The sequence below is a fragment of the Pseudomonas syringae group sp. J254-4 genome (assembly GCF_032586855.1).
Lineage (GTDB): Bacteria > Pseudomonadota > Gammaproteobacteria > Pseudomonadales > Pseudomonadaceae > Aquipseudomonas > Aquipseudomonas amygdali.
Genome location: NZ_JAWHOO010000020.1, coordinates 104,484 through 115,624 on the forward strand (window position 1 = coordinate 104,484; position 11,141 = coordinate 115,624).

Consider the following 11,141-nt stretch of genomic DNA (forward strand, 5'->3'; position numbering starts at 1 on the left):
ATGCAGCGTCCATCCAGATTCCGGCAAATCGTCGCGAGCGCACTGCTCAGCGCAGCAATGTGCGGCGCGGCCCACGCGGCAACGGTCCTCAAGGCACCTCGCGAGGTGGTCTGGGCGGACTTTTTGGGCGTCAATGTGCAGTTTCAGTATTTTGCGCCTGACATCTATCAACAACAGATGAGCCGCCTGGACGAACTGGGCCTCAACTGGGTGCGCCTGACCATTCACTGGCCGGTGATCGAGCCGCAAAAGGATCACTACGCACTGACCGAGCTGGATGCCGCCATGGCTGCAATCAAGGCGCACAACTACAACACGGTGGCTTATCTGGTGGGCTCGGCGCCTTTCGCCAGCAGTGCGTCGGCCGGTGCGAAAAGCCGCGATCAGTATCCGCCCACGGATTTCAACGTATTTGCCGCACGCATGACCGCCCTGGCCCAGCGCTATCCGCAGGTCAACAACTGGCAGGTCTGGAACGAGCCGAACATTGTCTGGCTGCCCAAGGAGGACCCTACCGCCTATGGACGCCTGCTGACCACCACTGCCAACGCGATTCGCGCCGCCCTGCCGGACAAGACCATCGTCACTGCGGGCATGGCCTATTACAGTCAGATGCACAGTACCTCTGGCTACATGCTACAGACGCTGCTCGATAATGGCCTGGGCCAGCAGAATATCGTGGCGGCATACCACCCATATTCCGAGTACCCCGAAGGCGATTCACTACCGGACCGCGATTTTCTGGTGCGCGCCAATGCCATGAACCAGTTGCTGCACAGCAATGGCGTCAAGCAGGTGTGGGCCACTGAATGGGGCTGGTCAAGCTATGCAGGTCCGGTCGAGATGCAACATCTGATTGGCACTTCAGGCCAGGCCGACTATACCCTGCGGCGTCTGGCGCTGATGAGTGCGATGGATTTCCAGCGCATCTTCCTGTTCAATCTCAGCGATCTGGATGAGCGCGCCTCGGCCCGCGATCAGGGTTACGGCCTGCTTGACCTGCAAGCCAGCCCCAAACCGGTCTACACCGCACTGCAGAATTTTCTGAAGATCACCGGCCCGCGACTGCAACCCGCCGAACCGCCGGCAGTGAGCCGTGTACCGGACGATCTGTACGCAGTGCCGTGGACCCGTGAAGATGGCACTCATCTGCTGATGTTCTGGAGTGCGACCGGCACCTCGTTGAACTTCCCGAACATCACCGACGCGGTCGTGCATGACCCACTGAGTGGCAGCCGCACCCCATTGTCCGCCAGCCAGGGCGTCACCCTACTGCTGAAGCCGACTCTGCAAATTCTGGAATGGAAGCCCTGAGTATGCGAATTCTATGGACGCTCCCTTACCTGCCCTGGCCTACCACCAGCGGCGGCAAAACCCGGGAATACCATTTGCTGCGCAATCTGGCAGCGCGCGGCCATCGCATCACCCTGCTGGTGCAGTCCAAGAACGCGCTGGACGATAGCGCTCGTTCGGCACTGGAACCCTGGCTGGAGCGCTTGATCGTGATCGATCGACGCCCGCTGTTAAGCCTGCGCACGTTGCTGGCCGTGGCGTTTGCACCTGCGCCGATGCTCGCCAGCGTCAACGGCTACGCCCCGAAACTGGAAAAAGTCTTCGAGCAATTGCTTGAAGAGGACTGGGACATCATCCAGTTGCAGCACACCTATTTCTTTCAGCCATTCGAACGCCTACTCAAGCGCTCGGGCAAACCGTTCGTGCTGACCGAACATAATGTTGAATCAGACCTTGGCGCCGCCAGTTACGACCGTCTGCCACGCTGGGCCAATGCCTTCGCCGTGTACGACCGCTGGCGCTACCGGCGCTGGGAAACCCGGGTATTTCGCCAGACCGGCGAGTTGATCGCGGTCACCGAAGACGACGCCAAAGTACTTTCGCGTTTGAGCGGCAGGGCCACGTCCTATGTCGTCAACAGTGTCGACTGCGCTTACTACGCCAGCGTTCATGCGGACCGTAACAGCCATCGCCTGCTGTTCATCGGCAACTACGAATACGGCCCCAATATAGATGCCATCGAGTGGGCACTGGACGAAATCATGCCACTGGTCTGGGCTCAGGCACCCGATGTGCGTTTTGCCATCGGCGGCTTCGGTTTGCCTGAAGCCTGGCGTGAACGCTGGCCTGACCCGCGTATCGAATGGCTGGGTTTCGTACCTGACCTGCGCGTCTTGCAGGCCAGTGCCTCAATGTTCTTCGCGCCCCTGCGCCAGGGCGGCGGCTCCAAGCTCAAGACGCTGGAAGCCATGGCCGCCGGCCTGCCGGTGGTCACCACCGCGCAAGGCGTTTCCGGGTTGTCGGTCACTAATGGCGAACATTACCTGGGCAGCGAAGACGCGTCCGGGCTGGCAACGCTGATCGTTGAATACACCGATAAACCATTACGGCTCGACCAGATTGGCGAAGCCGGCCGCGTTTATGTGCGTGCCCGGCACGACTGGTCCGTTTCGGCCGCCCAGCTGGAAGTGATCTACACCCGCTTTTCGCTCCCCAAGCAAGGATCGCGCTCATGCGTATAGGACTCGACTACCGCGCGGCAGCCGGTTACCCCATCAGCGGCATCGGTCGCCAGAATTTCGCGCTGGAACAGGCGTTTCGTGAGCATCCGGACGTGCAATTGCAGCTGTTCGGCGTAGCACCCTACGATCATCCGGTACGCCGCTTGATGCACACCCCACGCTGGGCCGCACCGCTGGACTCGGTGCATCGCCTGCCGGATCGCTTGCGCTTCGAAGGCATTTTCCTGCCGGGTGCCCTGCGTGATGCCGGGGTGCAGATCTACTTCGCCAACATCAACATGGGCCTGCCGCTGGGGCGCAAACCGGCTGACATGCGCTACGTGTTACAACTGCACGATCTGTTTCAGATCACTGAACACAACAGCCACGGCTCGCGACTGAAAGCCAGGATCTACCGGCTGACCGACTACCTGTCGATTGCCTGGTCGCTGAAAGTGGCCGACCAGATCTGGGTGCCGTCGCAATTCACTGCCAACGAAGTCGCGCGCCTGTTTCCCAGGGTCAAAGGCAAGCTGCGCGTGGTGCCGTTGCTGGTAGAAGGTTTCAAGGGTGAACCTGCTGATATCAGCCAACTGCGACTGCCCCTGCGTTACTGGCTGTGCGTGGGCACACGCGAACCGCGCAAGAACATCAAGTGGTTCGTGGATGCCTGGCAGACCGCACGCATGCAATTTGTCGACACCCCGGAACTGGTACTGGTCGGTGGCGACGATCCGCTGACCGAAGCCCAGCGCCAGTTACCGGGCCTGCACGTGCTCAGCGGCCTCAGCGATGCCGAACTGCATGCTGTCTACCAAAATGCCGAGCGACTCTGGCAGCCGTCCAGAAGCGAAGGCTTCGGGCTACCGGTGATCGAAGCACTGAACACAGGCACGCCGGTTGCCGTGGCCACAGGCTCTTCGCTGGATGAAATCGCCCCACCCGACAGCCCGCGCTTTTCACCTGTCGACAGTGGCAACCTGATCAGGCTGATGGGCACGTTGTCGCATGCGCCCGAAGAAGATCCCGCAGTTGCCAGGGAATGGACAGAGCGCTATCAGTTGAAAGCCTTTTGCGAACGCGTACACGCGACGCTGGAGGAATTGCGCTGATGCCACTGGCCTTACCCCTGGGGCTGATGTTCAGCCTGATATTCGGTGTGATGATCTGCATGCTGCCTGCACAATTCGTCGTGGCGGCAGCAATCGGTCTGGCGGCGGCGGCCACCATCATTCGCCGCCCGGTACGCGGGCTCGTGCTGTTCTGCCTGATCGGGACCTTCCTGCCCTACTCTACAATTCAGATTGGCGTTCGTACTACGGTGTCCGAAGCGCTGATCATGCTGACCTGGGCCAGCTACCTGCTGCACGCAGTCTTTCAGGAACGCAACACGGTGCCCAAAATGCTGAGCACCGAAAAACTGCTGGTGGCATTGATGCTGTTCAGTGCGTTCCCGTTTCTGGTCGGCCAGTTGACCGTGGTCGCCGACGGCAACGGCCCGATCAACTGGGTTCGCTGGCTGTTCAACCTGTCTATCCTGTTTCTGGTACCGCGCTTGCTGACCGACCTCAAGACCCTGGAAAAGGCGGTCATGGCGCTGCTCGGCGGGACTTTGCTGCTGTTATTGCTATCGATCACGGTGTATGTGACCAAAGGCTCGGCAACTGCCATCATCCCGATCCTCGGTAGCCTGGGCTACAGCGGTGCAGACATCTTGAGCGAGAGCCTGCTTTCGCTTGCCAGCCGCATGGGCTCGCCGTGGATGCACCCCAACGTGGCGGGCGGTGCTCTGGCCATGTTGCTGCCGCTGGCGTTCTGCTTCGGCATGACGCGCACCGGCTCGGCGCGCAGGCTGGGCCTTACGGTGGCGGCACTGGGTGCCATCGGTCTGTTGCTGACCGGCTCACGCGGCGCGCTGCTGAGCCTGATCGCCGTGATGCTGTTGATGGCCAGGCGACGCATTCCGCATCTGGGACGGCTGTTGATGGGCGGGCTGGTCGCCGGTATTTTCCTGCTGGCGTTCTACCCGCCGCTGCAGGACCGACTGATGGGGTTGTTCACCTCCGACGACGCCAGTACCGCGATTCGCTTCCTGGAATACAGTAATTTTCCCGACGCAGTCGCCACCTTCCCGTTCGGTATCGGCTTCAAGGTCGACCCACCGGTACTGGGCTATACAAAGTTCGGCATTTCCAACCTGTGGCTGAACTTCATCTACAAGATCGGCCTGCCAGGCATGTTGCTGTTTATCGCCGTGACCATCAGTTGGTGGAAAGAAGTTCGCCCAGGCAGCGACCGGGTAGTGCTGACTCGGGAAAACGCCATTGCGCTGGGCTGCACCACGGGTGTTCTATCCGCACTGTTCAGCGGCCTGTTTGACCACTACTTCAGTTTCACCAGCGTGCTGGTTGCCTTGTTCTGGCTATTTGTCGGCATCAGCCTGCACGAAACCAGACGCCTGCGTGCCAGGGCCGAAACGACTCCTCAACACCCTGACGCCTCACCCGAGCCGGGAGCCTCCTCATGAAACACCGCATGATGCATTCTCATAATCTCAGAGAGGCACTGCCCGACTACGCGCGCAAGATGGCGGTGCCGCTCGAAGAGCTGGAAGCCGCCTACCAGTGGATGCTGGACAACGAAGTGTGCTTCGAAACACGTATCAAGGATCGAACCCTGTCGTTCATCTGCTACTTGAATATCGAACCAAGAATCGAAAACCCGCTGGCGCGGCGCTTCTACAAACTGCTGTCCAGCGAAACCCTGGGTGCGCTGATTCCTTTGTACGGAATCAACTGGCCGACCCTGCGTGACCGCATGTTGCGGACCTGGGAACAGGCTTACAACATCCTGATCTGCAAGATCCCCAGCCATACCTTGCGTCTGCTGTGGTTACGCATCGGCGGTGCGAAAATCGGCAAGGGTTCGACTGTGTGGCGCAATACCGAGGTGCTGGGTGTCGACAGCCTGCGCATCGGCAACGACACCACCGTGGGCTGGCATTGCCAGCTTGACGCCCGTGGCGGGCTGGTGATTGGCGATCACGTCACCATCGCTTCACACGTACTGATTATCGCGGGTGGGCACGACCTCGCCGAGCCCGAGTTCTGGGCGGTCGGCGGACCGGTGTTTATCGGTGACTACGCATGGATCTGCAGCCGCGCGTTGCTCTCGTTCGGTGCAGACATCGGCGAAGGCGCGGTAGTGGGCGGCAACAGCGTGGTGTCCAAACCTGTCGCGCCCTATGCGATCGTCAGCGGGCCGAATGCCGAGGTCAAGGGTGAACGCGCCCGCGGCCTCAACTACAAGGTGGGCGGCAAAGGCCTGTTCACCCTGTTTCACTGATCGGCAGGGCGCGCGATGCTGGGCTCGACACTTTGGCTGACACTGGCCACCCTCACCGGCCTGGCAGCCGGTTTTGCCCGTGAATGGCTGTTGGTAGCAGCCTGGGGTGCCGGCAGTCAGAGCGATGCCTTTCTGGTCTCGATGTTTTTGCCCGAAGCGCTGCGCATGTCACTGGCCGCGGGGCTGCTCAGCGCTGCCGCCCTGCCCCTTTATCAGCAACGTCCGGCTGACCGGCAACAACGCTGGCTGGGCGGCATGGCACCGCGTTTGTTATTGACCGGGGTGGCATTGAGCGCAGTGCTGGCGATCGGTGCCGGGTTTCTGGTGCGTCTTATCGGTCCGGGGCTGGACGCCGACGGCTATGCACAGGCAGCCAGCGGCCTGCGCTGGCTGGCCTGGTGCGCACCCGGCTTCATGCTTCACGCGCTGTTCTGCGTACCTTTGCAGGCCCGTTCGCGCTTCGTACTGGCCGGGCTCGGCTCGCTGCTGTTCAACCTGCCGCCGGTCATCTACCTCGCCACGTTCAGCCACGCCGCAACGTCGACCGGGCTGGCCAGCGCGTGCGTACTGGGCAGCGTGCTGATGCCGGGCGTGTTGTTGCCTGCCTTGTATCGTTCGGGATGGCGACCCTGGCAGTGGCAATCGGAAGCCGGTGCCATGCGCGAACTGCTGCAACGCATCGGTCCACTGCTGAGCAGCAACCTGGCCAGCCAGGGCCTTGCCTTGCTCGAGCGAATGGTCGCGTCGTTGCTCGGTGAAGGCGCGGTAACCTGGGTCAATCTGGCGCGTAAACTGATCAACCTGCCGCTTATTGCATTGATGAGCCTGAACCAGGTACTGCTCGGGCTGATGAGCGGCAGCGCGGGCGAGCAGCGTTTGTCGCTACTCAGACGCGGGCTGGGCAGCGCCACATTACTGACCCTGCCGGCCGTAGCCGGGCTGATCGGTGCGGCCGGTGCGCTGGTGACCCTGTTGCTGCCCAATCAGAGCCATGAGGGTCCGCTACCGGAGCTGCTGGCCTGGTTTGCCGTGCCGCTGATGTTTGGTGCCTGGAACGCCTTGCTGGCGCGCTACGCCTACGCCGCCGGTGACACTCGCCTGCCGCTCAACTGCGAGTTGATCGGCAGTCTGTGTAACGCGCTGCTGCTGGCGACGCTGCCCTTTGTCTTCGGACTGACCGGTATCGCCATCGCGGCGCTGGGCGGCGCGCTGGTCACAGGCGTGCTGCTGATGCGCCGTCAGGCGTTGCTCGGCGTTTTGCCGTGGCGCAGTCACTGGCTGCTGGCCAGCCTGCTGATGATCTTCGCCGCCCTGCTCCTGCACCCGCTTCACGACACCTGGCTGCAATTGGGCCTGAGCTGTGTTTACGGCGCTTTGCTGCTGCTCGGGCTGGCGTTGTGGCTCAAACCATGGCGCAACGTGCCTGCCTGATCGGCAGACTGCCGACAGGCCTCCCTGAACCGCTCCAGGCTCGGTGAGACGAACTTGTCGCGGTGAGTGATCATGAAGAACCGACGATTGAGCGGCGGCAGCGGGCTGGCGAGTGTGCGCAACTGCCCGCTCAGCAGCAGATCGGCGACGATACGCCGGGACAGACAACTGATGCCAATGCCTTGAGCAAGGGTGCGCATTATCGCTTCCGAACTGCCTACCTGGCGCATGTCCTGCAGATCGTGCAAATGCCTGAGCAACAAGTGCTCGACCTCCTCCCGGGTCCCCGAACCCTGCTCACGCAACAGCCATTCAGCGTTTTGCAGCTCCCCCAGTGAAACCTGCTGTTGCCGCGCCAACGGATGAGCGCTGCCGGCAACAATGACCATTTCATCGACCAGCCACGGCTCAGCGATCAGCTCTGGCAGATGGCACGGTGCCTCGATGAGGCCCATATCGATTTCAAACTGCGCGACCTTGCGAGCAATCAGTGTGCTGTTGCCGATGTCCACATCGACTCGCAGCAGAGGCGTCGAACTGCGCAGTGCGCCGACTATCTGCGGCACGACGTAATTGCCAATGGTGCTGCTACTGCCGATTCGCAGGCGAGCATTCAAGGTCGCGCCCGGCAATAGAAAGCTGTCTTCGATCTGCTGGGCGTTTTCCAGCATCTTCATGGCACGTGGCAGCAATGTCTGGCCGTTATCGTTGAGGACCAGCCGCTTGCCCACCCGGTCGAACAGCCGGGTGCCCAGCGCACTTTCCAGCTCGTTCAATGCCGCACTGGTAGCCGACTGGGACAAAGACAAGGCATGACCCGCGCTGGTGGTACTGCCACAGCGGGTGATTGCGCAAAAAATCTGTAATTGACGCAGGTTGAGTCTCAAGACTGAACTCCGTAGCCGGGCAAACCTACCTGAAAATCAGGTAACAAGAAGATAGATTACCCGTTTATAAGATTTTCTGTGACTGCGTAGACTGAAACCTGTTCCCCATTCAGCAGCAGGATACGGCCATGAGCAGGTTCGCTATTATCAACAAGGGCAACGCGCCTCTCGCAGCGCTGACGAGCCCGCTGGAGGCCGTTCGACAGTTCACCCCCAACTGGTTCGCAGTGACCATGGGCACCGGAATTTTGTCACTGGCGCTGGCGCAACTGCCGGGGGACATTGCTGCATTGCGCCCGCTGGGTGAAGCGTTATGGTTCCTGAACATAGGCCTGTTCGCCCTCTTCAGCGTCATGTATGCCAGCCGCTGGCTGCTGTTTTTCGACGAGGCGCGTCAGGTGTTCGGGCACTCCACCGTATCGATGTTCTTCGGCACCATTCCCATGGGGCTGGCAACTGTCATCAGCGGCCTGCTGGTGTATGGTCCGGCGCGCTGGGGTACTGCCATCGTGCCGCTGGCCGAAGCATTGTGGTGGCTGGATGTAGCAATGGCCCTGGCGTGTGGCGTGCTGATTCCGTTCATGATGTTTACCCGTCAGGAACACAGTATCGAGAAGATGACCGCTGTCTGGCTGTTGCCCGTGGTGGCAGCAGAAGTTGCAGCAGCCTGCGGCGGACTGCTGACCCCGCACCTCGCAGCCGCTGATTCGCAGTTCACCGTGCTGATCACCAGCTACGTGTTGTGGGCCTACTCGGTACCGGTGGCATTGAGCATTCTGGTGATTCTGCTGTTGCGTCTGGCATTGCACAAACTGCCTCATGAAAGCATGGCGGCGTCGAGCTGGCTGGCACTCGGCCCTATCGGCACAGGCGCATTGGGCATGCTGGTGATGGGCAACGAGGCCCCGGCCATCTTTGCCGCCCACGGCCTGGCGTCGCTCGGCACGGTGGTGGCTGGAATCGGTGTGATGGTCGGTACGCTGTTCTGGGGGCTGGGGCTGTGGTGGATGGCGCTGGCGGTATTGATCACCGCGCGTTACTTCAAGCAGGGTATCGAATTCAATCTGGGCTGGTGGGCATTTACCTTCCCGCTCGGCGTGTATGCGCTGGCGACGCTCAAACTCGGCGCTACCCTGCACCTGAGCTTTTTCGACGTGTTTGGTACCGGGCTCGTCGCGCTGCTGGCACTGATGTGGTCGGTGGTGTCGGCACGTACTCTGGCAGGCGCCTACCGGGGGCATCTGTTCGTCTCGCCGTGCATCGCTTCGAGCCAATGTGTCCGCCGGTAATTTGCCTTGAACTAACCTCGCGGACGAAGCGCCTGAGAGAAACATCTTCAGGACAGAGAGCACTCATGCATACCTCAGAATTTTCCGGTAACTACGGCGCTCGCGATGAAAACATCGTTATAAATTCGTATACCACGGTGTTGCGCAGGAACGGCGTTCCCCATGACCTGTTCGCCACCTACTGGCGCGATGTTCACGGCCCTCTGTGCGCGAGGCTTGAGGGCCTTGGCTGGTATGTGCAGCATCACTTGACGCGTGAAAAGGATGGTCATTTGTGGCCGCTGATCGAAGGCGTCACGCCACTGCCGGGCTACGTGCTGGATGGCGGTGTGGAGATCGGCTTTCTATCCGCCGAAAGTCAGCAACAATTCAAGGATGCCAGCGCTCTGCTGTTCTCCGACGAGCAGAACATGTTTGAGCAAACCATTGCTTACGACGTGCCGGATGGCTCCAGCACACTGGTGGACCGACTGCCCGATCCGATCCCCAATGAAACAGCCACGCTGGACAAAATGCACCTGCATTTCCATCTCGCCAGCGATGACCTGCCCGCCGCCCGCAAGGCCATTGAAAAGCTCGCCAGTGAAATGGCCGCTGCCGATGCCGTACTCAAACTGCGCCTGCACCTCGCGCAGCCCTACGACAACGCCCAGCCGGCACCGCCTGCGCCTGATGTTGATCACAAGGTCGAGGAATCACGCCTGAACATCATCATGATGGAACTGGTGTTCGAATCGGCCTGGGCCCGTCGAACCTATTACGCCAGCGAGCACTTCAAGGCCATCACTCAAGGCATCAGCGAGCACGTGCGTTACATCACTCCGTTTGGCGTCAGCGGTGTCTATACCTACGTGCGCGACGCAGTCATGACCACCGCAGGCATACGTGGCAGCAGGCAGGCCGAGTTGATCCGTCAGTTGGGCGCCATCAATCAGACCCGGCCCGAGATCGAAAGCCTGTTCGGCGCGGCGTCGACATCTTGAAAGACCGTTGAGCTGACCGTTATCTCATCCTGCATGATTCAGGAATCGTGCTTTACTCAGCAAAATGGAATTGGGTGAAGCCTGTGAAAGCTCTGACGACTCGTGAGGTGTATCAGCAAATGCGGGATGCTGCGATGGGCACACGGTCGCTGAAGCTTGTCGGTGCACCCTCCGGCTCCGGGCTGCAACAGGTCGACATCGATGGCTGGCTGCTGACGCTGGAAATAACCGATGGCAGCCCGACTCGCTGTCATGCATGTTGCTGCCCGCTAGGTCGGGAAGGCTCGTTCGAAAGCTGGCTGCGTACCGACCCGGTCAGTTTGCTCAGTGGCTGGGAGCATGCGCAGATCGAGCGGTTGTTGGGTGAGGCGGCCGATCAGGTTCGGGCTCAGTCACCTGAGTCTCAATGACCGTTCCTGCAACGCCCCCGGTATTAATGGCTGGGTACCGCAGGTTCGAAAACGGGCGTCGGTCAATACAGCGTTGCGGGCCCATGCGCACTTGGGTCACTACACGTTTGGCAGAGGCACCTCTCGTTCCTCACGCTCCGCGTGGGAATGCAGTTCGTGACGCTCTGCGTCACACGGCGGTTCTGCGGCTTGAGGTGGATTGAGGTTCGACTCAGGTCACCTTTTCGCCCCTCGGCGACCTACTTTGATGGGGCCAAAGTAGGCAAATCCCCTCGCTCCTGTT

Annotated in this window: 10 protein-coding genes; 9 read left to right on the forward strand and 1 reads right to left on the reverse strand. The window is 60.7% G+C overall.

Annotated features, from left to right (window positions below; all coding sequences use genetic code 11):
- Genes RYB09_RS21310 through RYB09_RS21335 form a run of 6 tightly spaced genes read left to right on the forward strand, consistent with a single transcriptional unit; the run spans position 1 to position 7,289 of the window.
- On the forward strand, positions 1 to 1,314 hold the full coding sequence (locus tag RYB09_RS21310) for a cellulase family glycosylhydrolase (protein ID WP_122258388.1): 1,314 nt from the start codon (positions 1 to 3) through the stop codon (positions 1,312 to 1,314).
- Positions 1,315 to 1,316: 2 nt separating this feature from the next.
- Positions 1,317 to 2,534 carry a glycosyltransferase family 4 protein gene (locus RYB09_RS21315; RefSeq protein WP_058401580.1) on the forward strand — a complete coding sequence of 406 codons (1,218 nt, stop codon included), beginning with the start codon at positions 1,317 to 1,319 and terminating at the stop codon, positions 2,532 to 2,534.
- Complete coding sequence (locus tag RYB09_RS21320; RefSeq protein WP_058401579.1) at positions 2,525 to 3,625, forward strand: glycosyltransferase family 4 protein; 1,101 nt, start codon at positions 2,525 to 2,527, stop codon at positions 3,623 to 3,625. The genes RYB09_RS21315 and RYB09_RS21320 overlap by 10 nt, the downstream gene beginning before the upstream one ends.
- Positions 3,625 to 5,040 carry an O-antigen ligase family protein gene (locus RYB09_RS21325; protein ID WP_058401578.1) on the forward strand — a complete coding sequence of 472 codons (1,416 nt, stop codon included), beginning with the start codon at positions 3,625 to 3,627 and terminating at the stop codon, positions 5,038 to 5,040. Before RYB09_RS21320 ends, RYB09_RS21325 begins: the two co-directional genes overlap by 1 nt.
- Positions 5,037 to 5,858 (forward strand): acyltransferase, encoded by an 822-nt coding sequence (locus tag RYB09_RS21330; RefSeq protein ID WP_005732638.1) that lies wholly within the window; start codon positions 5,037 to 5,039, stop codon positions 5,856 to 5,858. The genes RYB09_RS21325 and RYB09_RS21330 overlap by 4 nt, the downstream gene beginning before the upstream one ends.
- 15 nt (positions 5,859 to 5,873) lie before the next feature.
- Complete coding sequence (locus RYB09_RS21335) at positions 5,874 to 7,289, forward strand: lipid II flippase MurJ (RefSeq protein WP_058401577.1); 1,416 nt, start codon at positions 5,874 to 5,876, stop codon at positions 7,287 to 7,289.
- On the opposite strand, the gene RYB09_RS21340 is transcribed toward RYB09_RS21335, so the two are convergent.
- Entirely contained in the window at positions 7,223 to 8,176 is a 954-nt protein-coding gene (locus RYB09_RS21340; protein ID WP_016982106.1) for a LysR family transcriptional regulator, read from the reverse strand. The two genes, RYB09_RS21335 and RYB09_RS21340, sit on opposite strands and share 67 nt — an antisense overlap.
- Before the next feature lie 128 nt (positions 8,177 to 8,304).
- Here RYB09_RS21340 and RYB09_RS21345 point away from each other — a divergent pair, with 128 nt between their 5' ends.
- From RYB09_RS21345 to RYB09_RS21355, 3 genes are all read left to right on the forward strand, one after another.
- The gene (locus RYB09_RS21345) at positions 8,305 to 9,465 is read left to right on the forward strand and encodes a TDT family transporter (RefSeq protein WP_058401576.1); all 1,161 of its coding nucleotides are present in this window, start codon (positions 8,305 to 8,307) and stop codon (positions 9,463 to 9,465) included.
- Between the two features lie 65 nt (positions 9,466 to 9,530).
- Entirely contained in the window at positions 9,531 to 10,448 is a 918-nt protein-coding gene (locus RYB09_RS21350; RefSeq protein WP_058401575.1) for a hypothetical protein, read from the forward strand.
- A gap of 83 nt (positions 10,449 to 10,531) precedes the next feature.
- Positions 10,532 to 10,858 (forward strand): hypothetical protein, encoded by a 327-nt coding sequence (locus RYB09_RS21355; protein WP_316890103.1) that lies wholly within the window; start codon positions 10,532 to 10,534, stop codon positions 10,856 to 10,858.
- Positions 10,859 to 11,141 lie beyond the last annotated feature (283 nt).

Coding starts and splice junctions, on each gene's coding strand:
- RYB09_RS21310 (WP_122258388.1), top strand. CDS start 1: ATGCAGCGTCCATCCAGATTCCGGCAAATCGTCGCGAGCGCACTGCTC.
- RYB09_RS21315 (WP_058401580.1), top strand. CDS start 1,317: ATGCGAATTCTATGGACGCTCCCTTACCTGCCCTGGCCTACCACCAGC.
- RYB09_RS21320 (WP_058401579.1), top strand. CDS start 2,525: ATGCGTATAGGACTCGACTACCGCGCGGCAGCCGGTTACCCCATCAGC.
- RYB09_RS21325 (WP_058401578.1), top strand. CDS start 3,625: ATGCCACTGGCCTTACCCCTGGGGCTGATGTTCAGCCTGATATTCGGT.
- RYB09_RS21330 (WP_005732638.1), top strand. CDS start 5,037: ATGAAACACCGCATGATGCATTCTCATAATCTCAGAGAGGCACTGCCC.
- RYB09_RS21335 (WP_058401577.1), top strand. CDS start 5,874: ATGCTGGGCTCGACACTTTGGCTGACACTGGCCACCCTCACCGGCCTG.
- RYB09_RS21345 (WP_058401576.1), top strand. CDS start 8,305: ATGAGCAGGTTCGCTATTATCAACAAGGGCAACGCGCCTCTCGCAGCG.
- RYB09_RS21350 (WP_058401575.1), top strand. CDS start 9,531: ATGCATACCTCAGAATTTTCCGGTAACTACGGCGCTCGCGATGAAAAC.